Source organism: Streptomyces sp. NPDC046862, assembly GCF_040704615.1.
In the GTDB taxonomy this organism is placed as follows: Bacteria; Actinomycetota; Actinomycetes; order Streptomycetales; family Streptomycetaceae; genus Streptomyces.
In genome coordinates this window covers 32555-56742 of record NZ_JBEYXP010000047.1, presented here as the reverse complement: position 1 = coordinate 56742, position 24188 = coordinate 32555, and the positions used below count along the sequence as shown (strand labels likewise).

The window sequence follows — 24188 nt, the reverse complement described above, 5'->3', positions numbered from 1 at the left end:
AATTCTTCGGTTCTCTCGACCGGCACGCGATGGCGCATGCCCGGGTCGCGCAGACGCGGGAGCCCCCACGCCCCCGACGCACCAGTACAAGGACACCGATGTCTCAGCTTCGCGCACCGACCGCCCGTGCGGACCGCCGTGAGAGCGGCCGGCACGGACGGCCGGTCGCCCGCACCGCCCCCTCGCTGCCCGAGACGCCGATACGGCCTCAGCTGCTGCGTCTGGCGGTGCTGCCACCCATCGCGGTGGCGCTCAGCGCCTGCGCGGCCGTGCTCTTCACCGTCCGTTCCACCGGCGCACGCCCCAGCCCTGTCCTGTGGGCCGTGCTCGCCGGAGCCGTCGGCGTCGCCCTCGCGGGCATCGTGATCGCCGCGATCGCCGCCGACCGCGCCGCCAACTCCGTACACGAACGCCTCGGTGCCCTACGCCGCACAAGCGCCCGCGGCGAGGCCGACCTGCGCACCCTCGTCGAGGCGCTGCGCCGCGGTGAGGGCCCGCCCGCGCGCAAGCCGCGCGGCAGACCCGCCGCGGACGCCGACGAGTTCGAGCTGCTCACCGCGGACCTCGCGCATGCCCAGGACGCGGCCGTCACCGCCGTCGTCCAGGCCTCCCAGCTCTCCAGCCAGGCCGGCAGCGAACAGAAGGTCGAGGTCTTCGTCAACCTCGCCCGGCGCCTGCAGTCCCTCGTGCACCGTGAGATCTCGATCCTCGACGAGCTGGAGAACGAGGTCGAGGACCCCGACCTGCTCAAGGGCCTCTTCCATGTCGACCACCTCGCCACCCGCATCCGCCGACACGCCGAGAACCTCGCCGTCCTCGGCGGCGCCGTCTCCCGCCGCCAGTGGAGCAACCCGGTCTCCATGACCGAGGTGCTGCGCTCGGCCATCGCGGAGGTCGAGCAGTACTCACGCGTCAAGCTGGTGCCGCCCATCGAGGGCACCCTGCGCGGACACGCGGTCGCCGATGTCATCCACCTCCTGGCCGAACTCGTCGAGAACGCCACGGTGTTCTCCGCCCCCCACACCCAGGTGCTGCTGCGCGCGGAGATCGTCACCTCCGGCCTCGCCGTCGAGGTCGAGGACCGTGGCCTCGGCATGCCGGTGACCGAGCAGAACAAGATGAACGCCCTGCTCGCCGACCCCGACCAGGTAAACGTCGCGAGCCTGCTCCAGGACGGCCGTATCGGCCTGTTCGTGGTCTCGCAGCTCGCCCGGCGGCACGGCATCCACGTCCGGCTCCAGAGCAACATCTACGGCGGCGTCCAGGCCGTCCTCGTCGTACCCCAGGGACTGCTCGGCACGGAGCCCCGCGCCTCGGCCGACGTACCGCGGACACAGCCGCAGCAGCCGGCCGGCACCCGGCGGCAGCCCTCCGGCCCCCGGCCCCCACAGACCGTCAGCCGGCCCGCTCCTGGTCCCGCCGCCACCGTCCAGGACACCGCGCACGCCGCACCGCCGCGACAGCAGACGGCGACCGCTCCGGGCGGCTCGACCAGGCTGCCTGTGCGCGACACCCGCCAGGAGCGGCCCAACCCGGCTGACGCACTGCCCGGCATCCGCCCCGACGACCGGCGGACCCTCCTGGACAACACGGCCACGCCACCCGTCCCGCGCACCGGCGAGGCCCGCGGTCCCATCGGTAAGCCGCGACTGCCCCGGCGGCGCGCCCAGGAGCACATCGCTCCCCAGCTCCGCGGCGGCCCCGTGCCCACACCCCGCCAGGACCCGGACCACTACATCGGCCACGATCCCGGTCTGATGGCCGCCTTCCAGCGGGGGATCGGTCTCGCGGAGGCCCATCACATGGAGCGGGCCCCTATGGAGCGGGCCCCTATGGAGCCGGCCCCCATGGAGTCAGACCCCATGGACAGGGCCCCCATGGAGCCGACCCGCATGGACACCGCCCACATGGAGCCGACTCCCATGGAGCCGACTCCCATGGAGCCGACTCCCATGGAGCCGACTCCCATGGAGCCGACTCCCATGGAGCAGGCGTACACCGACGCCGCGTCCCCTACCGATGCGAGCCACATGGACGTCCTCCGCACCGACGTCCTCCGCACCGACGTCCTCCACACCGATGTGCGCCACGCGGAGCGCGCCTACCTGGACGTCCCGCACACGGACACGGCGCCCTCCTTCGGCGTACGGCGTCCGGACACCACTCCGACAGTGGTTCCGCCGTCCCTGGACGCGGCCCACATGAGCGATGCGCGCACGGCGCACGCGCCCCACGAGGGGCACGGGACGCGGGAGTCCGCGCCCGGACACGACCTCACCGCCCGGCACGACGGGAGCACACCCACCGGATGACGACCACCCGGATGACGACATCCCCGCCCAGCCCCTCCGCTCCCGCAGACCTTCGTACCCCAAGGAGTCGATCCACCATGGCGAGCGACGCGCCGACCGGTCATGTTTCCGATCTCGACTGGCTCATGAGCGGCCTCGTGCAGCGCGTACCGCACACCACGAGCGCGGTGCTCCTCTCCTGCGACGGGCTCGTGAAGTCCGTCCACGGCCTCGACCCGGACAGCGCCGACCACATGGCCGCGCTGGCCTCGGGCCTCTACTCCCTAGGCCGCAGCGCGGGCGTCCGCTTCGGCGACGGCGGCGAGGTGCGTCAGGTCGTCGTCGAACTCGACTCGACCCTGCTGTTCGTCTCCACCGCGGGCTCCGGCACCTGTCTCGCCGTCATGGCCGGACGCGATGCCGACGCCGCGGTGCTCGGCTACGAGATGGCGATGCTCGTCAAGAGCGTCCGCCCGTACCTGATGACGGCGCCCAGGCAGCCCGCCGTCGAACCCTCGGCGTTGCGGCCTTGAGCGCGGCCGCGACCGGCGACGGGCCCTGGCTCGACGACGCGGCCGGCCGGCTGGTGCGTCCCTACACGGTCAGCAACGGCAGGACCCGGCCGACCACCGCGCTCGACCTCCTGACGCAGGTGATGGCCACCGGAACCACCCCTTTCGGCTACCTCGGCCCCGAGCACGCCCAGGCACTGGATCTGTGCCGGGCACCGGTCTCGGTCGCCGAGGTGGCCGCGCACCTGCAGCTGCCGGCGGCGGTCACCAAGGTGCTCCTGTCCGACCTGGTCGACTGCGGGGCCCTCACCGAGAGGCCCCCGGCCTTCCACAACCCCACAGACCGGTCTCTTCTGGAGGCAGTGCTCGATGGACTACGACGACAGCTCTGATCCCTTTCCCACCGCACTCAAAATCCTGGTGGCGGGCGGGTTCGGAGTCGGCAAGACGACCTTCGTCGGCGCGGTGAGCGAGATCGCGCCGCTCAGCACGGAGGAACTGCTCACCACGGTCAGCGCCGCGACCGACAGCCTCGACGGGATCGAGAACAAGGTCGAGACGACCGTGGCCATGGACTTCGGCCGCATCACCCTCGACCCGGAACACGTGCTCTACCTGTTCGGCACCCCCGGCCAGCAGCGATTCTGGTTCATGTGGGACGAACTCTCCGAGGGGGCGCTCGGCGCGGTCATCCTCGCCGACACCCGCCGGCTGGAGGACTGTTTCGCCGCCGTCGACTTCTTCGAGCAGCGTGGCCTCCCCTTCATCGTCGCGATCAACGAGTTCGACGGCTCGTTCCGCTACGACGCGCAGGAGGTGCGCGCCGCCATCGACCTCGACCCCGAGATCCCGGTCGTGTGCTGCGACGCCAGGATCTCCAGCTCCGGTGTGCAGACCCTGCTCACCCTGGTCCGTCACCTCCTCGCGCACACACCGGCGCACGCTCCGAGCCATGGAGCCCACACATGAGGGACGACATGAGCCGTGGAGCGCGGCCATGAGCTACGACCCGCCCCGTCCGTCCGGACGGCTGCTGCTGACCCCCGAGGACCGGGACGCCCCCGAGCGCGTACGGCGGCTGCGCCTGCTGGGCCTCGGCGCGCACCCGGAGCCCGGCTTCGGATTCGATGTATTCGCGCAGCGGCTCGCGGAGATCGCCTCCGCGCCGTACGCGATGGTCACCTTCATCGACGAGCACCGGCAGTTCTTCGCCGGACTGCACACGCCCGACGGCATCCTCGTCGAGGCGGAGGGTGCCGAGACCATGGTGTCCCGCCATATGCCCCGCGAGTTCGGCTTCTGCCCGCATGTGGTGGTCCGACGCAAGGCACTGGTCCTGGACGACGTGCGCGAGTATCCGCGATTCGCCGGAAACCCCATCGTCGACGAGGTCGGCATCCGCTCCTACCTCGGCGCCCCGCTCGTCGACCGCACGGGCATCGCCCTCGGCACGGTCTGCGTCGCCGACATCACCCCGCGCGCGTGGGGACGGACCGGTCTGGAGACCATCAAGGCGATGGCCGCCGAACTGGTCGAGCAGCTCGAACGCCGGGAGCCGTTCCCCTAGGGGCTTCCCCGGGTCCGGCCGGGAAGCGGACCCCGTGATCATCCCGCCGTGAACCGTACGACGACGGTGTCCCCTTCGGGGAACGCGATCCGCGCCTCGTCCCCCTCCACCGCGCACAGCACCGACTCCCGCAGGGCCTCCGGATGGACGGTGTCCCGGGTCAGCGCGAGCAGCGTGACGAAGATTCCGCTGCCGCCGGGCAGACCGGCGCCGCACCGCAGGTACGGAGTGGCCGAGTGCGGGCCGAACGCGTTGGCCTCCACCTCACGCGCGATGCCCGCGTCCGCGTCCCAGCCGTGGAGGGCGACCACCGCGCTGGTCAGCCCGTGCGCGGTCCGCACCAGCGCCCAGCCCGCCCCCCGTTCGGCCGATGGCCGGTTCCGGTCCGCGACCGCGTACCCGCCCTCCCGGACCGCCGCACCCGCCGGGGCGCGCACCCGGTGCACCCGGATCTCCCACGGCCCCCGCAGCACGCTCGTCGTCTCGATCGGGAACGCGTCCTCCTCGCCCGGCAGTTGAGCGTCGTAACGGGACGCCGCCGTCTGTCCGGCGCACCGCAGGGGCTGTATGCGGCGTCGGCGCGACGGAGTGCCGTCCGGCGCGAGGAGCGCCAGATGGCCGTCCACGTTGCGTTCCCGGGCGTGCGTCCCCGCCTCGGGCGCCGTCGCCGTCGAGTAACCGAACCGGGTGGCGTGCGGATCGTCGTCGGCGGGATCCCGCGGCGAGCTGCCGTGGTTGACGAGCCGTACGATCCCGTCGTGCCGGGTGCCGTGCAGCAGCCAGCCCGGCGCCGGGAGCGCGGTGTACTGGTCGGACTCCTCGACGGGCAGCGGCTGTTCACGCTCCCGCCACACCGCGTGGTCGCCGGGGAGCAGCAGGCCAAGGAAGGCGGTGCCCGCCCAGTACGGCGAGCCCGGCCCCGACGACGCCCCCGTCGCGGGCAGGAACGTGCCGTACCAGCCGAGCGGCAGCAGCCCCCGCTCGTCGGGGACGCCCCGCTCCACGAAGTGCCGTACGGCTCCCGAGGCCAGACGCCGGGTCAGCCCCGGTGCCAGAGGGGTGCAGCCCGCCAGGGCACCCAGCCACACCGGGGCGGTCGCGGCGAAACGGTACGTCAGGGAGCGGCCGTGGTGGACGGGCGCGCCGTCCCCGCCGAAGAACCGCGGGTAGGAGGCGAGGAACTCGGCCAGACGCCTGCGGTAGACCCGGCCGCGACCACCGTCGTTGCCGCCCGTCATCCGGGACCACAGCAGCGGATACAGGTGCAGGGACCAGGCGTTGTGGTAGTCGAACGTGCGGCCGTCGCCGTCGGCGTACCAGCCGTCGCCGACGTACCAGTCCTCCAGTCGGTCCAGGCCGGTCTCGATGTCCTCCTGCCGGAACGGCGCCCCGACCGAGGCCAGGAACTGCTCGGCGACCACCTGGAAGAGCCGTGCGTGGTCGTCCGCCGTCCGGCGGCCCACGAAGCCCCACAGCCAGTCCACGAGCTGTTCCCGGACCTCGGGGGCCAGCCGCTCCCAGATCCACGGACGGGTCTCGTGCAGCCCCACCGCGATCGCCGCGGCCTCGGCCATCTGCGGCGAACGGTCGGTGAGTTCGGGCCACGCCTCGCCACTGTCACGGTCCGAGCCCGCTGTCAGTCCCCGCACGTAACGTTCGGTGAGACGGGGATCGACCGCCCCGCCGGCTCCCGCGATCCGGAAGGAGGCCAGCAGGAACGAGCGGGCGAAACCCTCGAGACCGTCCGCGACCACACCCGACGTCGAGCCGCGGCCGGGCAGCCGGTACTGCGCGAAACCGGGTGTCGCGTACGGGAACAGCGCTTCGAGTTGCCGGTCGGCGAGCACCTCCCAGTGCTCACGGGTCCAGCCGGTGAACGGGGAAAGGACACGGTCGGTGGGCGGCAGGGCCATGTGCGGTGCTGGCAGCATGACGGGTTTTCGGCTCCTTGGCAGTGGGGGTGCCTGGTCAGGGTGGTGCCTCTCAGGAGGAATACGGCGAGAAGCGGCGAGAGGATCAATACGGCCCGCACAAGATCGAAAGCTTCGTACCGAGTGGGCCGGGGCGGGGTGCGTGGCGGCCCGGGACGGGCGCGGTGTGAAGGAAAGCTGCGGCCGCGCTTAAGAAAACCTCGATGGACCGGGGGCGGGACCATACGGAAGATTTCCCACGAGAATTCCCCACGAGATCCCACCCCTCTCCCCGGTCCGGGCCCCGGCTTCTTCGGCATGCCCCGCTCCGGGACCTCACGCACAGGAGCCGCACAGTGAAGGCGCTGGTCAAGGAGAAGGCGGAGCCCGGGCTGTGGCTCGCGGACGTCCCGGAGCCGGAGGTCGGCCAGGGTGACGTGCTGATCAAGGTCCTCAGAACCGGGATCTGCGGAACCGACCTGCACATCCGTGACTGGGACGGCTGGGCTCGGCAGACCATCCGTGCTCCGCTCGTGATCGGCCACGAGTTCGTGGGCGAGGTAGTCGGGACGGGGCGCGACGTCACCGACATCGAGGCCGGCGACAGGGTCAGCGGTGAGGGCCATCTCGTGTGCGGCAAGTGCCGCAACTGCCTCGCCGGACGCCGCCATCTGTGCCGCGCCACGGTCGGACTCGGAGTCGGGCGGGACGGTGCCTTCGCCGAGTACGTGGCGCTGCCCGCGTCCAACGTGTGGGTGCACCGGGTGCCGGTGGACCTCGACGTGGCGGCGATCTTCGACCCGTTCGGCAACGCCGTGCACACCGCGCTCTCCTTCCCCCTGGTCGGCGAGGACGTGCTGATCACCGGCGCCGGCCCGATCGGTCTGATGGCCGCCGCCGTGGCCCGGCACGCCGGGGCCCGCCATGTCGCCGTCACGGACGTGAGCGAGGAGCGGCTGGACCTCGCGCGCAAGATCGGCGCCGACCTCGCGCTGAACGTCTCGAACTCCCAGGTCGCTGACGGACAGCGGGAGTTGGGGCTGCGCGAAGGGTTCGACATCGGGCTGGAGATGTCCGGCCGCCCCGAGGCGCTGCGCGACATGATCGCCAACATGACGCACGGCGGCCGTATCGCGATGCTCGGCCTGCCCACGCGGGAGTTCCCGGTCGACTGGTCCCGGATCGTCACCTCCATGATCACGATCAAGGGCATCTACGGCCGGGAGATGTTCGAGACCTGGTACGCGATGTCGGTGCTGCTGGAGGGCGGATTGGATCTCACTCCCGTGATCACCGGCCGGTACGGCCACCGTGACTTCGAGACGGCGTTCGCCGACGCGGCGAGCGGCCGCGGCGGCAAGGTCATCCTCGACTGGACCGCGTAACTCCCCCTCCACATAACCCCCTTCCGCGTCAGCACATCAGGAGCCTCCCCTCATGTTCGACTCCGTACGCGACGATCTCCGCGCCACTCTCGACGAGATCCGCGCCGCCGGGCTGCACAAGCCCGAGCGCGTCATCGGCACTCCGCAGTCCGCGACCGTCGGCGTCACCGCGGGCGGACGGCCCGGGGAGGTCCTCAACTTCTGCGCGAACAACTACCTCGGTCTCGCCGACCACCCCGACGTCGTCGCCGCCGCCCACCAGGCGCTCGACCGCTGGGGCTACGGCATGGCCTCCGTGCGCTTCATCTGCGGCACCCAGGAGGTCCACAAGGAACTGGAGGCACGGCTGTCCGCGTTCCTCGGCCAGGAGGACACCATCCTGTACTCCTCCTGCTTCGACGCCAACGGAGGCGTCTTCGAGACCCTGCTCGGCCCCGAGGACGCGGTGATCTCCGACTCCCTCAACCACGCCTCGATCATCGACGGCATCCGCCTGTCGAAGGCCCGCCGCCTCCGCTACGCCAACCGCGACCTGGCCGACCTGGAGGCCCGGCTGAAGGAGGCGTCCGGCGCCCGGAGGCGGCTGATCGTCACCGACGGCGTGTTCTCCATGGACGGCTACGTGGCACCGCTGCGCGAGATCTGCGACCTCGCCGACCGCCACGACGCGATGGTCATGGTCGACGACTCGCACGCCGTCGGCTTCGTGGGCCCCAGCGGCCGGGGCACCCCCGAACTGCACGGCGTCATGGACCGCGTCGACATCGTCACGGGCACCCTCGGCAAGGCGCTCGGCGGCGCCTCCGGCGGGTACGTCGCCGCCCGCGCCGAGATCGTCGCCCTGTTGCGCCAGCGCTCCCGGCCGTACCTCTTCTCCAACACCCTCGCACCGGTGATCGCGGCGGCCTCGCTGAAGGTGCTCGACCTGCTGGAGTCGGCGGACGACCTGCGGGTCCGGCTCGCCGACAACACCGCGCTGTTCCGCCGCAGGATGACCGAGGAGGGCTTCGACATCCTCCCCGGCGACCACCCGATCGCGCCCGTCATGATCGGTGACGCGACGGTGGCCGGGCGCATGGCCGAACTGCTCCTGGAACGCGGGGTGTACGTGATCGGTTTCTCGTACCCGGTCGTCCCGCAGGGCCAGGCCCGCATCCGGGTGCAGCTGTCGGCCGCGCACTCGACCGAGGACGTGGACCGCGCGGTGGACGCGTTCGTGGCCGCGCGGGCGGAGCTGCGAGAATCGGTCGCGTGATCGAAGCGCGGCGGCTGCACATCCTCCGTGCGGTGGCCGACCACCGCACGGTGACGGCGGCTGCCGCCGCGCTGTACCTCACCCCGTCGGCCGTCTCCCAGCAGCTCACCGCCCTGGAGCAGGAGACCGGTCACCGGCTGGTCGAGCGCGGCGCGAAGGGCGTACGGCTGACGCCCGCCGGTGAGATCCTGCTCGCCCACACCAACGCCGTACTGGCTCAACTGGAGCGTGCCGAGGCCGAGTTGGCGGCGTACGGATCCGGTGCGGCCGGCACGGTCACCGTCGCCTCCTTCGCGACCGGCATCGTCCTCGTCGTCGCTCCGGCGCTGACGCGGCTGGCCACCACGGCTCCGGGGATCCGCGTCCGTGTCCAGGACGCCGAGGGTGACGCCAGCCTGCCGATGGTGCTGGACCGGCAGATCGACATCGCGGTCGCCGTCGAGTACCGGGGCGCCCCGGACGCGGACGACCCGCGCCTGACCCACGTCCCGCTGTACGCCGAGCCCTTCGACGCCGTCGTCCCGGTGACCCACCGTCTGGCCGACGCCGCCGAGGTTCCCCTCGCGGAGCTGGCCAAGGACCCGTGGATCGGCCCGTACCCGGGCAACCCCTGCCATGACGTCGTGGTCCTGGCCTGCGAGAGCGCCGGGTTCCAGCCCCGTCTCCAGCACTCATCGGACGACTTCCGCGCGGTCGTCGCCCTGGCCTGCGCCGACGCGGGCGTCGCCCTCGTGCCGCGCTCGGCCCTGCACGGCATGGACCTCACCGGAGTCGTCGTACGCCCCGTCGACGGCATCGCGCCCACACGCCGGGTCTTCGCCGCCGTACGCCGGGGCGCGGAGGAGCATCCGCTGATCCGCCCCGTGCTGGAGGCGCTGAGCGAGGCGGCGGGGATGGAGTGAGGCGCGGGAGGGATGGGGGAGGGGTGTGGATGAGCTGCTCCTGGAGAATGCTCGACGGTACTCCCGCGTTCGGGATAGCCTCCCGAATATGGGAAGTGATCGGGATGAGCTGCAAGCCGTCGACGCCCGGCTCGCCCGGCGGCTGGGTGAGCTGAGGGCCCGGCAAGGCTGGTCCCTGGAGGAGTTGGCGGAGCGCAGCGGAGTGAGCCGCTCGGCTCTGTCCCGGGCCGAGCGCGGCGAGACCAGCCCCACGGCCGCGCAGCTGAACCGGCTCTGCGGCGTGTACGGGCGGACCATGTCCCAGCTCCTGAGCGAGGTCGAGTCCGAGCCCGTCACCGTCGTACGGGCGGCCGAGCAGCCCGTGTGGGAGGACAGGACCTCGGGGTTCGTACGACGGTCAGTGTCGCCGCCGCATCCCGGACTGCGGGGCGAACTGGTCGAGGGCCGGCTCGTGGCGGGCGCCGACATCGCGTACGACAGGCCGCCGGTGGCCGGCCTCGAACAGCACATCTGGGTCCTGGAAGGGACGCTGCACTTCACGGCCCAGGACGTCGAGCACCGCTTGGCGGCCGGGGACTGTCTGCGGCTGCGGGTGTGGGCGTCGACGCGATTCCGGTGCCCCGGACCGGACGACGTGCGGTACGTGCTGGCGGTGGTGCTGCCGTGACGGCCGTCTCCCGGCTCGACGAAGCCGAGGTGGCGGCCTGCGCCGAGGGACTGGCCGACCTGCTGACCGACACCGTGCACGGCGGAGCCTCGATCGGCTTCCTCGCACCGCTCACCCGCGCGGCGGCCCTCGACTGGTGGCAGGGGCGCGCGACGGAGGTGTCCACCGGCGCGCTCGCCGTGTGGGCCGCACGCGAGTGCGGCAGGGTGGTCGGGACCGTCAGCCTCGCCTTCCCGCACAAACCCAACAGCCGCCACCGCGCCGAACTGGTCAAACTGATGGTGCACCGCGACGCCCGCGGCCGCGGGCTCGGCCGAACGCTGCTGGCCACCGCCGAACGCGCGGCGGCGGCCGCCGGCATCACCCTGCTGCACCTGGACACCGAGACCGACAGCCCGGCCGAGCGCCTGTACCGCGCGGCCGGCTGGACCCGGCTCGGCGCGATCCCCGACTACGCGGCGAGCCCCGCCGGCGTGCTGCGGCCGACGACGATCTACTACAAGCGGGTGGGGACGGCGGCTCACGCCGGGTGAGGGGTGATTGTCAGTGGCGCCCGCTACGGTGCGTCTCATGCAGGATGCCGAAGACGTACGACGTGTCGCCCTCTCCCTGCCGGACACGGCGGAGAAGATCGCCTGGAGCATGCCCACGTTCCGGGTGGCGGGCAAGATGTTCGCCACCCTGCCCGAGGACGAGACCTCCATCGCCGTGCGCTGCCCCAAGGAAGAGCGGGACGAGCTGGTCCTGGCCGAACCGGGCAAGTTCTGGATCGCCGACCACGAGGCGGGTTTCGCGTGGGTGCGGGTCCGCCTGGCCGCCCTGGAGGACGAGACAGAACTGCGTGACATCCTCGCCGACTCCTGGCGGCAGGCGGCGCCGCCACGGCTGCTCGAAGCGCATCCGGGACTGGGGCTGCCGGTGAAGGACTGAAAAGCATCCGGTCCGGCGGCGATCCGGTGGAAGACGGGCGAACGGGAGGGCCTCAGACGCGTACCGGGGCCGCCTCCAGGAACCCCGTGATCCGCTCCCGCAGCGATCGGGCGTCGAGGCCGTGAGCGGACACGTGCTCCTCGACCGTCCCGTAACGCCGCAGCTCCCGGCGCCCGACCCCGAGGCCCAGCACGCGGTGCGGGACGTCGGCGAGCGCGTCGTTCGCGGCGGCCGTGGAGGTGCCGGCCAGGTACGGCTCGACGAGCACGACATCCGCTCCGGCTGCCTCCGTGGCGCGGCGCAGGGCGGCTGTGTCGAAGGGGCGCACAGTGGTGGCGTACAGGACGGTGACGTCGAGACCCTCCGTGGCGGCGAGCACGGCGTCGAGCAGTGGCCCGACGGCGACGACCACACCGCGGCGCCCTTCGCGGACGGTGAGGAACGCGGCTCCGTCGACCGCGAACCCCCGCTCGTTCGACTGCGCGGACAGCCGTACGTACACCTTGTCCGCCTTGCCGTCGCCGGGGCCCACCGCGTGCCGCAGCAGGGTCTCCGCCTCATCGGGATGGCCGGGGACGTGCACGGTCCAGCCGTCCAGCGTGTCCAGCAGGGCCACGTCGCCGGGCGCCATGTGGGTGAAGCCGCCGGCGGGCCAGTCGAACGACGCGGCGGCACTCACCAGCACCGCGCCCACGTCCTGGTGACCGAGATCCAGCTTGACCTGCTCGAAGGGCCGCTCCACGAGGAAGCTGGCGAAGGTGTGCACCACGGGGCGCATCCCCGTCAGTGCCAGCCCAGCACCGGCCCCGACCAGCAACTGCTCGCGGATACCCACGTTGATCACGCGGTCCGGATGCCGGTGCCGCGCCTTCTCGAACCCGTCCTTTCCGATCTCGGCGAGGACGACGGCGACCCGCTGGTCCTCGTCGAGCAGGCGGGAGACGACGGGGGCGAAGCGGTCACGCATGGTGTCCATGGGATGGATTCCCTTCAGGTCTTTGAGCAGGTCTTTGAGGGCGTTGCGATCTCTGGGTGTGTTCAGCAGGGAGAGCCGAGGGCAGGCCTGGTGGCGGTTCAGGTGTTCTTGGGCTCGACGCGGGCGACGACCACACGCGGCCGGCCCGGATGCGGCGCCGTGAACGCGGCGTACAGCGCCTCGTGGTCACGCCCGTCGACGGTCTCGGCTGACCAGCCGGCCGCCTCGAAGCGTGCGGCGATGCCACGCGGCCGCGCGTGGCTGGCGGAGGCGTTGTCGACCACGACGGTGTGCAGCCGGTCGAGGCCGGCCGGCCCGGCGTACGCGATCGCCTCGTGGTTGCTGCCCTCGTCCAGCTCGGCATCCCCGATCAGCACCCACACGCGCGGCTCGTCGAGTCCCTGGGCCCGCAGCCCAAGCGCCGTACCGACCGCGAGGGGCAGCCCGTGCCCGAGCGACCCGCTGCCGATCTCGGCGCCCGGCACCAGGACGCGGTCCGGGTGATGGCCGAGCGGTGAGTCGTACGAACCGAACTCCGGCAGCCACTCGACGGGCAGGAACCCCTTGGCGGCGAGCACCGCGTAGTACGCCATGGGCCCGTGCCCCTTGGACAACAGGAACCGATCCCGGCTCGGATCGCCCATCCGCTCCGGTCCGACCCGCAGCACCCGGTCGTAGAGCACCCACAGCACGTCCAGCGTGGACGTGGCCGCGGGGCCGTGCTTCTCGTCGCCCGTCATCTGCCCCATCAGCCGGGGCAGGTCGGTGTACGCGTACCCCTCCTCCTCACTCTGGCCGGCGTGCCCGTGCGTGCGTCCGTGGTCCTCTGCGCGTTCCGCTGTGATCGACATAAGGCGATCGTGCAACCTCAACCAAACTCGAGGTCAAGCGCCGCTTCGCCCGTCCGGGCCCCGCATAAACGAGGGCGCGACCACCGGCCCGAGTGCGGTATTGTTTCTGTGCACGTTGGGCCCGGGGAAACCCCAGGTCAGACGGGCATCGGGACGTGGCGCAGCTTGGTAGCGCACTTGACTGGGGGTCAAGGGGTCGCAGGTTCAAATCCTGTCGTCCCGACCAGCTTTGATGCAGGTCGGAAGCCGTTCTCTCGTTTACGGGAGGGCGGCTTTTCGCGTTCCTGGACGGCTGGTGGTCGCAGGCCCGGATCTGGGGCCGGTCTGCGGGGGTGCGGAAGCCGGGCCGGGTGGTGGTGGTGGTGGGGGTGGGGGGGGGAGCGGACCCGGTTGAGGGCTTCGCGGAGCCGTTGGATGTGGCCGCCGAAAGGGTGGAGTGGCGCAGGGTCTCGGAGACCACGGTGAGCGGCACGCCTGCCGTGATGGTGAGGGTGGCGGCCAGGTGGCGCAGGTCTGAACGCTCACCCGGGGAACACTCGCTTGGTCTTGGACGCGGTGATGACGAGGTGGTGCTGGCGGACGGCGTTCCTCAGCGCGCTGGACAGCGTGGCCAGGTACCGGTAGAGGGTGGTGCGGCCGCGGCCGGTGGCGAGCTGGTTGGTGACGAATCCCCGGACCGGAGGCGAGTTCCGTCCGAAAGGGGGAATGGAATGCGGGCAGGCCAACTCAGCCCCGTACGGCGGCGCTCGGGTCATTGACAGCGTTCGGGCCGACATGACACGTTCTCCCCTGTCCCAACCGAGACAACGTTGTCAAGGAGGTCTGCCCGATGGGGTTGTCCCTCAGACGGATAACGGCCCGCGCGACCGCGGTGGGCGTCGGCCTGCTCTTACCAGGCCTGCTGTTGGGGGGTGCGCTCCCGTCGGCCGAGGCCGCCGCGGAGCCGGTCTCCGACCCGGCCGCCCTGGTGAATCCCTTCATCGGCACCCAGAACTTCGGAAACACCTTCCCCGGGGCAAGCGCCCCGTTCGGCATGGTCCAGGTCAGTCCCGACACCGGCGGCCAGGGCGGATACGACCACCAGCAGAACAAGATCCACGGATTCAGCCAGACCCACCTCTCCGGAGTCGGCTGCGGTGTCTCCGGAGAGCTGCCCATCATGCCGACCACCGGCGCGGTCGACAGCGTGAACCCCGACACGTACCGCTCCACGTACACGCACGACGACGAGGAAGCCACCCCTGGTTACTACCGGGTGGGGTTGACGACGTACGACATCGATGCCGAGCTGACCGCCACCCGGCGCACCGGCTGGCAGCGGTACACCTTCCCGGCCACCGGTGCGGCGAACGTGCTGTTCAACACCGGCAAGGCAAATCAGAAGGTGTTCGACTCCGAGGTGCACGTGGTCGGCGACCGCACCGTGGAGGGACGGGTGCGTGCCGGAGAGTTCTGCGCCGGACAGGACAGGCACACCGTCTACTTCACCGCCACGTTCGACCGCCCCTTCAAGGATCACGGCACCTGGCGCGGTGCAACTCCCGAGCCCGGCACACGCGATGCGGAAGGGGAGGGCGGCAATGGTGCCTGGGCGACCTTCGACGCCACCGCCGACCGGGACGTCGTCGTGAAGGTGGGGCTGTCGTACACGGGTCTGGACGGTGCCCGGAAGAATCTCGCGCAGGAGACCGGGGACTCCTACGACTTCGACGCCACGCGCGCCGCGCTACGTGCCGGCTGGGAGAAACAGCTCTCCTCGATCAGGATCGGCGGTGGGGGTCCGGAGCGGCAGAAGGTGTTCTACAGCGCCCTCTACCACGCCCAGTTGCACCCGAACCTGGCCGGTGACGTCGACGGCCGCTACATGGGCTTCGACGGCGCGGTGCACACCGCCGCCGGTTTCACGCCGTATCAGAACCTGTCACTGTGGGACACCTACCGGCCGCAGAACCAGCTCCTGGAAATGCTGGAGCCGCGCGTCGCCCGGGACGTCGCGTTGTCGGTCGTGGCGATCGGCAAGGACGGCGGCTGGCTGCCCCGGTGGGCCCTGGCCAACAGCGAGACCAACATCATGACCGGCGATCCCGTGACGCCGTTCCTCGTCGAGGCATGGTCGAAGGGCCTGCTGGCCGGGCACGAGGACGAGGCCTACGCACTGCTGAAGAAGAACGCGACCAGCACCCCGCCCGCCGACTCCCCGTACAACGGACGCTCCGCAGCGGACCAGTACGGCACGCGCGGATACATCCCGTCCGGCCTGAAGCTGAACAAGGACTGCGCGCACAAGGGCGGCGACAACGACTGCTCGCACCCGGCCTCCGCCACCCTGGAGTACGCGGCGGCGGACGCGTCACTGGCCCTGATGGCCAGAGGGCTCGGGCACGACGTGGACGCGCGGAAGTTCGCGGCGCGCGGCCAGTGGTACCGCAACCTCTGGGACTCCTCGATCGGCCAGTTCCGGCCCCGCACGACCGCGGGGACGTGGTTGACACCGTACGACCCGGTCGAAGCGGGCCACCAGTTCCACGAGGGCGGCGCATACCAGTACCAGTGGCTCGTGCCGCAGGACCCCGCGGGTCTCGTCGATCTGATGGGCGGCCGGAAGGCCACCGAGAAGCGGCTCGACTCCTTCTTCGCCTACGACAAGCTGCTCGGCGACCCGGCGGGCACGGCGCGTGAGGACTGGATCTCCCAGCCCTACGACTACTACGGCAAGCCGACCTACAACCCGAACAACGAGCCCGATCTCCTCGCGCCGTACATGTATCTGTGGGCGGGCGCGCCGGCGAAGACGGCGACCGTCGTGCGCGCCGCGATGACGCTGTTCACCAACGGGCCCGACGGCATGACCGGAAACGACGACCTGGGCACCATGTCGGCCTGGTACGTGTTCTCCTCGCTCGGCCTGTACCCGACGATGAGCGGCGGCGGCTTCCTGGCGCTGTCCAGCCCGCAGTTCGAGTCGGCGGCAGTCACCATCGGCCGGTTCGGGAAGCGCCAGGGCGGCACACTGACGATCAACGCGCCGGGGGTGAGCGACACCAACCGGTACGTCCAGCGGGTGTCGTTCGACGGCCGGGACGTACGGCGCACCTGGCTGGACTGGGACAAGGTCGCGCACGGCGGCACTCTGGTCCACCGGCTCGGTGCGGCGCCGTCCGCCTGGGGCACCGGTGCGGGCGCCGAACCACCATCGGTCAACCAGGCGGCCGCAGACGGCCGTCGGCGCCTCGACGCGTCCCTGCGGACCTCCGCCGACATCGTCCCGGTCGGCGGCACGGCCCAGACCGCTCACCTGACTCTGGACGTCCTCGGTCAGACCCCTGGTGAGCTGCGCGTGGCGGTGACGGCCGAGGCGCCGACCGGCTGGCAGGTGACGACGACTCCGCGCTCACCGCTGCGGATCCGCTCCCTGCGCCTGCCCGTACAGAAGACCGTCGACCTGGCGGTGACCGTGCCGCCTGGCACCGCCACCGGGTCCTACCCGGTGCGCGTCACGGTCGAGGCGAAGGGCGCGGGCCGCGTCACCCGGGAGGCCACCGTCGAGGTACGCCCGGCAGCGGAGTGTGCGACGGTCGCGGACGAGAGCTGCGCGGTGGACCTGAGCAGGGACATGCTGCATGACGGGACGGCGACCGCGGAGGAGTCCGGCCAGGGCGACTTCGACGGCGGCGGCTGGAGTTACGACGCCCACCTGCTTCCGGCCGCCGGTCCTGTCACCTGGAACGGCGTGACGTACGACGCCCCGGATCCGACCGGCACCGCGGCGAACTTCGTCGAGGCCCGCGGCCAGACACTGATGCTGCCCGCCCGCAGCCATGGCACCCTGCGCCTGGTGGCGGCCTCGCACAACGGGCCGGTGACGACCCGGCTGACCGTCCGGTACGCCGACGGCAGCAGCACCGAGGTCCCGCTCGAGGTCGGCGACTGGGCCGGACCGGCCCCCGACGGCAGCACTGTCGTCCTCGACATGCCCCACCGGATCAAGTCCGGCCAAGGCGTTGACGGGCCGTCGGTACGGCTGTTCGGCCATTCCCTTGAGTTGGACGACGCCAAGGTGATGCGCTCGCTGATGCTGCCGGACGATGCGCGTGTGGAGGTGTACGCGATCACGCTGTCATAGGCGGCTCCCCGAGGCAGCCGCCGAAGGCCGTCCCGAGCATCCGCAGCCGGCTCCTCTCCGGCCGACGGCTGAAGAGGAGCCGGGGGCACAGCTCTGCCCATCTCGCGCCGGCTCCGCCGCTCGGCTTCGAGGGCACGCCATGGGGCCCGGGCTTATCGGCTTTGCCGGAGCGTCACGGCGAACAGCTTGAGCCGTGTCTGGTCCGGAAGGGTGATCGAGCGGACTGTCCGGTCCGGGTCGAGTGAGATCGTTCGCGCGTAGATGTCGACCGGCGGCCCGTCGCGGCCCACGCCGGCGCGGTAGCGGTACGGTGCCGCGACGGCGATGTCCTCGCCCGCCTGAGGGCCGGAGGCCCAGTCGCTGAAGTGCAGGGGGAGGGACGCAGCCGAACCATCGGTGTAGGTGACGGTGGCGACGTCGTCCACCGCCCCGCTGCTCGTGGCCCCCAGCACGCGCAGCTCGCGGGCGCGAAGACCGGGCAACGAAAGCGTCTGGCCGTGGGCGGTCACCGTGTTGTCGACGCCGTCGGCGCCCGAGGGGAAACTGAACGGCGTCCCGGAGAGTACGACCGGACCGGGCGCGGGCATCGTCTCGGCGGCGTAGCTCCAGCCGAGCCCGTCGAAGTCGCCGTCGTCGGGATGGTCGGCGGACGCGATCGAGTCGCGGTCGTACGTACCGCCGAGGTCCAGTGCGCAGGCGTCGTCGGTCTTCCCACAGCCCACGCGCTCGACGTCGAGGGTCGCGACCGCCGAGGCCCGGCCGCCGCCGCGCGTACGCACCGTGACGGTGACGCGGTGCGTCCCGGCCGCCGTTGTGGCGGGCACCTGTACGTCCTGTGTGAGATCGAGCTGTGCGAAGCGCCCCTGGCTTCGCACGGCGAACGCATGCCGCTGACGTACGCCGTCGAAGGTGACGGCAAAGCTGCCGCGGACCGTGCCGGAACCTTGGACCGTCACGCGCGAGGTCAAGGACACAGTGCCCGGGCGGCCGGCGATCGTGACGGCCCGTTCGGGCCCGACACCCACGGACAGCGAGCGTTCCGGCGGGGCGGGCGGCGCCGGCTGCACCGGGGCGGGGCGGCCGAGCGCGCGCAGGTCGATGGCGTCGGCCATCGCCTGGTAGCCGGCGTCGCCGGGATGCAGGTGGTCCCCGCTGTCGTAGCGCGGCAGCATGCGATGCGGATCGGCCGGGTCGCGGAGGGCGGCGTCGAAGTCGACCACCGCGTCGAAGACGCCGCTGGACCGGATCCAGCTGTTGACGCCCTCGCGGGCGGCCTCTTTGTCCGCGCCGTACGATCCCCAGCCCCCGAAGGGCGTGATGGTGCCGCCCAGCACCCGCAGGCCGGCGGCGTGTGCGCGGTCGGCGATCTCCCGCAGGCCCGCGATGATCTGGTTCGGGTCGTGCCGGCCCTGCAGGATGTCGTTGATCCCTTCGAGCACGATCAGCGTACGGGCCCCCGACCGTTGCAGGACGTCGCGGTCCAGCCGGGCCGTCGCGCTGGGGCCGGCACCGTCGAGCAGGACCCGGTTGCCCGCGATGCCGGCGTTCAGCACGCCGAACCGGCCGGCGGCGCCGTGGCTCGCGTGCAACCGTGCCGCCAGGCGGTCCGGCCAGCGGCGGTTGGCACCGGGCGTGGACTGGTCGCCGTCGGTGATGGAGTCGCCCAGGGTGACGACCGCGCCTGCCTTGGAGCCGCCCGGTTCCACGTCCACCTCGGTGACGTAGTGCCATGACTGCGTCTTCGACGGCAGCCCGCCCGCGGCGAGGTCGCCGGCGTGGTCCGTGCCGTCCGTGGCGTAGAAGGACGTCGCCAACCCGAGGGAGTGGTACGTCACCGGTCCGGTGGGGTCGGGCGTATAGGTGGTGACGAAGAGGTCGGCGGCATCGGCGAGCGGAAGGTTCACGGGGTCGCTGTAGAGCTCCGTGCCCGCGGGGATCGTCACGGCGCGCTGCCCGCCGAAGGTCACGTCCCGCAGGGTGCCGGGCGCGATCGCCGCACTGCCGGGTACTCGCTGCAGGCCCACCGTCGTGTGCGCGAACAGCACGGGCTTCGTGCCGAAGGCGTTGGACAGCTTCACCCGCACGCGCTCTCCGCCGATGCTCGTATGGACGAGGTTGCGGATCGTGTATCCCGCGTAACCGGTCTCGCTCACCCCACCGTTGGCCGCGGCCGACCACGTCCCGACCCAACTACCGCCGCCTGCCGGGGCAGTTGCCGCGACCGTGGCCGCCGCGGCGGAGGATACATGGCAAGACGCGGCCACGAGGAACAGCACGACCAGCGTCACATACCTGCGCATGGGCACTCCCCCGAGCTCGTCTCTCCGGGCTCATCGATCCCGTGGGCCAGGCGGCCACCGCGCGCCGCGCATGGCAACGTTGTCACCATCTGACGGCCAGAAGGTAGCAGCGCCGACGCAAGCCGCCAAGGGGGCTGGTGAGTATGAGCGGCAACCCGGTCCTTGCCGAAAGAACGCCCTCGACCGGCACGAGCACCCCCACCCCCACCCCCACCCCCCAGCCCACGCCGACCCCGCGACCTGCGACTGACTCGTGGCCCCCGCAAGTCATGGGCCTCGGCGCAGGGTCGCCAGGGCGACGACGTCGTCCCGATTCCCAGCACCCGCAGCGCCGCGCGAGTGGCGGAGAAACGCCGGCCAGTGCGGCGCGCCGCCGACGTGGAACTCACCGCCGCCGCTCTCCACCGCATCACGGACCTGCCGCCCGGCTCGGCCGGCAGCCGCTACCCGTCGGCGTCCAGAAGTCGTCTCGGCAGTACGTGTCAGTGTTGATCATGGACAGCTTCCCGAACGGGGGCGTGGCGAGGACCAGCGTCGCGCGCTGCGTGGGAGGGTGGGCGAGTGCGTCGCCGACGGTAAAACGGCGCTGGCACGCGCTGAAAGAGGACGTCGATCGTCAGCGGCGCCGTGTCAGAACCCGGTCTCGGTGAACGGGCTGTCCGTGAACGTCCGTACGTCCTTGTCGTCCTCGACGATCCACCACCACGACGGCCCGCCGGAAGGCAGGAACCAGCGCAGTACGGCCTCGGCGTGACCGTCGCCGTCGAAGTCGCCGACCGTGGCGAGGGCGGCGTACCGCTTGTACGCGGACAGGTTGTGTTTGGCGCCGGGGACGTGGACGGGGCCGGTGCGACGGAGAGTGGTGCGTTTTCCGAGCCCTTGAGCGGTGCCGTGCAGCACAGTGATCTCGGGGCGGCGGCTGGGGCCGAACCCGGTCGGCGGCTGCACCAGCAGCTCGTCGAAGCCGTCGCCGTCCAGGTCGCCACTGGTGAACTCCCCGGACAGGCCGGTCAGTTGCTGTGCCTCGCCGCCGTCACCGAAATAGACCGTGAGTGTGCCGTCGACCTCGGGGGCCTCGGTCTCATACCCCGGTTCGTCGTTGCGGCTGCCGCTGTCCCCGACCACGACGTCGCCCTTGCCGTCGCCGTCGAAGTCGCCGAAGACGACGGAGCTGCCGACGCGCAACTGTCGTGCGGGTTCGCGGGCCGCGCGCAGCAGGGCGGCCCGCCCCTGGCCGCCGTCGGTGCCCGCCGTCGCGAGGAGGTCGGCAGTGCGGTCGCCGTCGGCGTCACCCGCGTGCAGCCCGTACCCCTCGTCGGACGACTCCCTGAAGGGGCTGGAGCGCAGATCGCCCCAGTGGTCGGGCTTGCCCTGCCGGTCGAACGGGCCGTACATGACCCGGAATCCGGGGTACTGCACGCGTGTCTCGACGACGGCCAGGTCCGTGTGCCCGTCGGCGTCGAAGTCGCCGGGTGCGCCGCCGGGGACGGCTACGTCCGGGGCGTCGGGCCGGGGGCCGGTGGGGCCACCCCAGATGACGGACGCCCCGTACTGGATGTCCGCGTACCCGTCGCCGTCGAGGTCGGTGAGAGCCGGGTTCCAGGCCGGGTACGTGTTCACGTACTCAGGTGTCGCGGCGTCCGAGGACTTCAGCACGGTGCGTACGGCGGGGTCGAGCCCCCGGTCCGAGCCGTACAGAACGACGATGCAGTTCTTGCCGTCCGTCGGCTCGTCGCCCTCGCACTGCGCGGTGTACGCGAAGTCGGGGTGGCCGTCGCCGTTCACGTCGCCGGGGACCTTGCCGCCCTTCCCACGAGGGACGGGGGCGGAGGAGGGGGCGCTGCTGGGGGTGGCGTCGGGATCGGGCGTGGTGGCGGTCGGCCTGGACGCCTCACCGCTCGCACCGCCGGCGCCGTCCGGATTGCCGCAGGAGCCCAGCAGGACAGCGCACACCGTCAGTACTACCGCTCTTCCTGTCGTTCGCATGGAAAGAGCACACCCCATGTCCCAGCGCGAACCGAGGACAGGGGGTGCTTCGTTATAAGGCCGTACTGCTGGGCAGGGCCGTGCTACGCCACGGGCTCCGGCTCGCCTTCGGCGGTTGCACGTCGGGCCTTCGCCGAAGCGGACGCCGGCTCGTTGGTGACCAGCACGCTGGTGTGCCGACTCACGGAGGTCATCATGTTCAGCCCGGCGGCAACCGCCCGCCGGACCAACTCCGCCCTGGCGTGGGCGGTCTCACCAGTTATCGCGATCTTCATCCCCTGTTGGAGTGGCGCGCCGGGAGTCAGCCTGCCCGGGTTGCGGTAGGCGCACGGAGTCTTGGGCGGCTGAGGCGTGAACTGGGACTCCGCCCGGGGCGGGCAGGACACGAGCGGCAACGGCAGCTCGAGCCGCGCCATCTGGCGCAGCGACGCCCGCAGGATCCCGGCCAGCACCCGGGTGTCGTCCAGCGCATCATGCGCCCGCACCTGCGGTACGCCGTAATGAGCGGCGAGGGTGTCCAGCTTCATGTCGTCCGTCGGCGGATCCAACTGACGATTCAGGGCTAGGGTGCACAGCCGCTGCGACACTGGCAGCCACATCCGCGCGCGGGCGAACTCGTGCGCCAGAAAGTCGTAGTCGAACTGGGCGTTGTGGGCGACCAGGACCCGGTCCTGGAGCATCGCCCCGATCCGACCGGCGACCTGGTCGAAGGTTGGCGCACCCTGCAGCCGATCGGCGGTCAGCCCGTGCACCTCCACCGGCCCCGGGTCGCAGCCCGGATTGAGCAGCGTCGAGAACTCCCCGGTCTGCTCGCCGTCCGGACCGATCGTCACCACCGCGACCGACAGGACTCGGTCCCGCCGGGCTGTGAGCCCCGAGGTTTCCACGTCGACCAAGGCTCAGTCGTAGGCGTAGTCGCCCGGAGCAGGCACGTTGAACAAGGCGGAGGCGAGACTCATGGCGCCAAGGATGATCGGCTATTCACCACTCCTTCAACCCGTATGCCGTTTTGCCCTTCTTTGGAGGGTAGTCAAGAGGCCGTCGTGTTGTGCCGACTGCAGAGAGACCCGCCAAACTTCGGGAAGTTTTCGGGAAGAACGCCCGCCAGACCGTGTGTAACCGCCCTCGGGATGACTCGAACCTGCGGCCAGGCGCTCGGTCGGCGCCTGCTCGGTACGCCCTACAGGGGGCATAGCCTGCGTGTTCGGCATCACTGACAGATCATCTGGTCCTTTGTCGAAAGTGCGCGGGAACTTTACGAGGCCCTGTCGGGCGGAGGCCCGAGCAAACAGACTCCTTTACTCGGCCGAGCATGCTGAACACCGACCTTGAGGTACGACCCGTCGCGCGCCGCTCAGGGGCTCCGCAGCTGGGGGTCAAGGGGTCGCAGGTTCAAATCCTGTCGTCCCGAACAGCTTTGATGCAGGCCGGAAGCCGTTCTCTCGTTTGTGGGAGGGCGGCTTTTCGCGTTGCTGGAGGGTGTGCGGCGCAAGTAGGGAACGTGTTCGGTGAGGGAACGTCGTCCCAGTGCAGGCAGCCGCACCTGAGGTAGATGCGGCCACGGTCTGCGGTGCTACGCATGGGGGCACCTCCAGGGCGCGCAGGGAGGGCCGGCTCTCCAGCCTCGTGCGACCGCACGCGACCATCACGTCCACCGTGTCCGCCTTGTCTGCGGGAACGGACTACGCGGGCCTCTCGGACGCCGACGTCGTCGCCGAGGGCATGACCGTCGAGGCCGGTCTGCCGCGCGCGATCGGCGCCCTTCTGGCGCCGAGTGCGATCATCGCCACCTGGGCGAAGTGGTGCGCACTGGCCATACCGACCCCAATGTGCACACCGTCGCGCATGCGCTGGTGACACGGCTACGCAAGACGGCCGTCGACATGGCCTCCCGCAGTGATCGGGTGTGATTCGGCTCCATGCGCCCCTCGTCGAACCAGCGCTCGACATACCACATGGGACACGCTGGTGGGAAGACTTTCGGAAAGAAAGTCGCGCAAATTTGGAAACTTGCTGAACACGTGACCGCGTGTTCGCGTACCTCCCGTCGAACGCAGGCGCCCGCGTTGGAGAAACCGTCCGGTCGACGACCGGACGATGCCACCCCCCCCCGAAACCGAGTGAGGCATCCGCATGTCCAGGGCTCTTCCGAAGTACAACAAGCGCCGCGTTGTGATGATCGGCGGCGCAGTCGCTGTGGTGTTGTCCGGGGCGGTGATCACCGGCTCTGCTCTGGCCGGGCAGTCGTCCAACGCCAACAACCCCAACAACGCCAACAATCAGGCCAATGGCCCGACGCAGTCGGCCGCATCGACGGTGAACTGCCCGGATGTCGCTTCCCGGCTCCGGTCGGTCCCCGCCGCCGCGCAGGCCGAGGTCAGCCGCAAACTCGCTCAACTGAACTCCCAGATCCAGGAGGCCAACAACCGGCTCGCCGCCGCTCAGGGGAACAACGGCCAGGGCGGCAATGGTGAGGGCGGCAACGCTCAGGGGAACAACGCTCAGGGGAACAACGCTCAGGGGAACAACGCTC

Annotated in this window: 19 protein-coding genes, 1 tRNA gene and 2 pseudogenes; 15 read left to right on the top strand and 7 right to left on the bottom strand. The window is 71.1% G+C overall.

The annotated features are described in order from the left end of the window. Positions 1-98 precede the first annotated feature (98 nt). The 5 genes from AB0959_RS38885 (at position 99) to AB0959_RS38865 (ending at position 4370) form a co-directional block, all read left to right on the top strand. Entirely contained in the window at positions 99-2312 is a 2214-nt protein-coding gene (locus AB0959_RS38885; protein WP_366831491.1) for an ATP-binding protein, read from the top strand. A gap of 77 nt (positions 2313-2389) precedes the next feature. After that, on the top strand, positions 2390-2824 hold the full coding sequence (locus AB0959_RS38880; RefSeq protein ID WP_366831490.1) for a roadblock/LC7 domain-containing protein: 435 nt from the start codon (positions 2390-2392) through the stop codon (positions 2822-2824). Next, positions 2821-3195, top strand: coding sequence for a DUF742 domain-containing protein (locus AB0959_RS38875; RefSeq protein ID WP_366831489.1), 375 nt, complete (start codon positions 2821-2823; stop codon positions 3193-3195). Before AB0959_RS38880 ends, AB0959_RS38875 begins: the two co-directional genes overlap by 4 nt. Continuing rightward, a complete protein-coding gene (locus AB0959_RS38870; RefSeq protein ID WP_366831488.1) occupies positions 3173-3772 on the top strand; it encodes an ATP/GTP-binding protein in 600 nt (199 codons plus the stop codon). The genes AB0959_RS38875 and AB0959_RS38870 overlap by 23 nt, the downstream gene beginning before the upstream one ends. A gap of 28 nt (positions 3773-3800) precedes the next feature. Then, positions 3801-4370, top strand: coding sequence for a GAF domain-containing protein (locus AB0959_RS38865; RefSeq protein WP_366831487.1), 570 nt, complete (start codon positions 3801-3803; stop codon positions 4368-4370). Positions 4371-4408: 38 nt separating this feature from the next. Here AB0959_RS38865 and AB0959_RS38860 read toward each other — a convergent pair whose 3' ends face one another. Continuing rightward, on the bottom strand, positions 4409-6301 hold the full coding sequence (locus AB0959_RS38860; protein WP_366831486.1) for a DUF2264 domain-containing protein: 1893 nt from the start codon (positions 6299-6301) through the stop codon (positions 4409-4411). 335 nt (positions 6302-6636) lie between these two features. Between AB0959_RS38860 and tdh the strand changes: the two genes are divergently transcribed. From tdh to AB0959_RS38830, 6 genes are all read left to right on the top strand, one after another. Then, positions 6637-7665 carry an L-threonine 3-dehydrogenase gene (gene tdh, locus AB0959_RS38855; protein ID WP_366831485.1) on the top strand — a complete coding sequence of 343 codons (1029 nt, stop codon included), beginning with the start codon at positions 6637-6639 and terminating at the stop codon, positions 7663-7665. Positions 7666-7717: 52 nt separating this feature from the next. Next, the gene (locus AB0959_RS38850; RefSeq protein ID WP_366831484.1) at positions 7718-8920 is read left to right on the top strand and encodes a glycine C-acetyltransferase; all 1203 of its coding nucleotides are present in this window, start codon (positions 7718-7720) and stop codon (positions 8918-8920) included. Then, entirely contained in the window at positions 8917-9822 is a 906-nt protein-coding gene (locus AB0959_RS38845; RefSeq protein ID WP_366831483.1) for a LysR family transcriptional regulator, read from the top strand. Before AB0959_RS38850 ends, AB0959_RS38845 begins: the two co-directional genes overlap by 4 nt. Positions 9823-9910: 88 nt before the next feature. Next, the gene (locus AB0959_RS38840) at positions 9911-10489 is read left to right on the top strand and encodes an XRE family transcriptional regulator (protein WP_366831482.1); all 579 of its coding nucleotides are present in this window, start codon (positions 9911-9913) and stop codon (positions 10487-10489) included. Next, positions 10486-11022 (top strand): GNAT family N-acetyltransferase, encoded by a 537-nt coding sequence (locus AB0959_RS38835; protein WP_366831481.1) that lies wholly within the window; start codon positions 10486-10488, stop codon positions 11020-11022. The genes AB0959_RS38840 and AB0959_RS38835 overlap by 4 nt, the downstream gene beginning before the upstream one ends. Before the next feature lie 37 nt (positions 11023-11059). Continuing rightward, positions 11060-11419, top strand: a complete 360-nt coding sequence (locus tag AB0959_RS38830; RefSeq protein ID WP_366831480.1) for an MmcQ/YjbR family DNA-binding protein — start codon at positions 11060-11062, stop codon at positions 11417-11419. 52 nt (positions 11420-11471) lie between these two features. Here the strand turns inward: AB0959_RS38830 and AB0959_RS38825 are convergent, their stop codons facing one another. Continuing rightward, positions 11472-12395: a transketolase gene (locus AB0959_RS38825; protein ID WP_366831479.1), complete on the bottom strand. Its 924-nt coding sequence runs from the start codon at positions 12393-12395 to the stop codon at positions 11472-11474. A gap of 98 nt (positions 12396-12493) precedes the next feature. Continuing rightward, positions 12494-13144: a transketolase gene (locus AB0959_RS38820; RefSeq protein WP_366831533.1), complete on the bottom strand. Its 651-nt coding sequence runs from the start codon at positions 13142-13144 to the stop codon at positions 12494-12496. A 251-nt stretch (positions 13145-13395) separates the two neighbouring features. On the opposite strand from AB0959_RS38820, the gene AB0959_RS38815 reads away from it, so the two are divergent. Then, a tRNA-Pro gene (locus AB0959_RS38815) sits at positions 13396-13472 on the top strand. Between the two features lie 295 nt (positions 13473-13767). Here AB0959_RS38815 and AB0959_RS38810 read toward each other — a convergent pair. After that, a complete protein-coding gene (locus AB0959_RS38810; RefSeq protein WP_366831478.1) occupies positions 13768-14001 on the bottom strand; it encodes a hypothetical protein in 234 nt (77 codons plus the stop codon). 74 nt (positions 14002-14075) lie between these two features. Between AB0959_RS38810 and AB0959_RS38805 the strand changes: the two genes are divergently transcribed. After that, positions 14076-17369 (top strand): GH92 family glycosyl hydrolase, encoded by a 3294-nt coding sequence (locus tag AB0959_RS38805; RefSeq protein WP_366831477.1) that lies wholly within the window; start codon positions 14076-14078, stop codon positions 17367-17369. 152 nt (positions 17370-17521) lie between these two features. On the opposite strand, the gene AB0959_RS38800 is transcribed toward AB0959_RS38805, so the two are convergent. The 3 genes and pseudogenes from AB0959_RS38800 to AB0959_RS38790 form a co-directional block, all read right to left on the bottom strand. Further along, on the bottom strand, positions 17522-19669 hold the full coding sequence (locus tag AB0959_RS38800) for an SGNH/GDSL hydrolase family protein (protein ID WP_366831476.1): 2148 nt from the start codon (positions 19667-19669) through the stop codon (positions 17522-17524). 630 nt (positions 19670-20299) lie between these two features. Next, the gene (locus tag AB0959_RS38795) at positions 20300-21655 is read right to left on the bottom strand and encodes a VCBS repeat-containing protein (RefSeq protein WP_366831475.1); all 1356 of its coding nucleotides are present in this window, start codon (positions 21653-21655) and stop codon (positions 20300-20302) included. A gap of 104 nt (positions 21656-21759) precedes the next feature. Further along, positions 21760-22551 (bottom strand): annotated as a pseudogene (locus AB0959_RS38790) (exonuclease domain-containing protein); the annotation flags it as partial. Positions 22552-23320: 769 nt separating this feature from the next. Here AB0959_RS38790 and AB0959_RS38785 point away from each other — a divergent pair. After that, complete coding sequence (locus AB0959_RS38785) at positions 23321-23512, top strand: hypothetical protein (protein WP_366831474.1); 192 nt, start codon at positions 23321-23323, stop codon at positions 23510-23512. A 276-nt stretch (positions 23513-23788) separates the two neighbouring features. Then, positions 23789-24188, top strand: a pseudogene (locus AB0959_RS38780) (hypothetical protein); the annotation flags it as partial.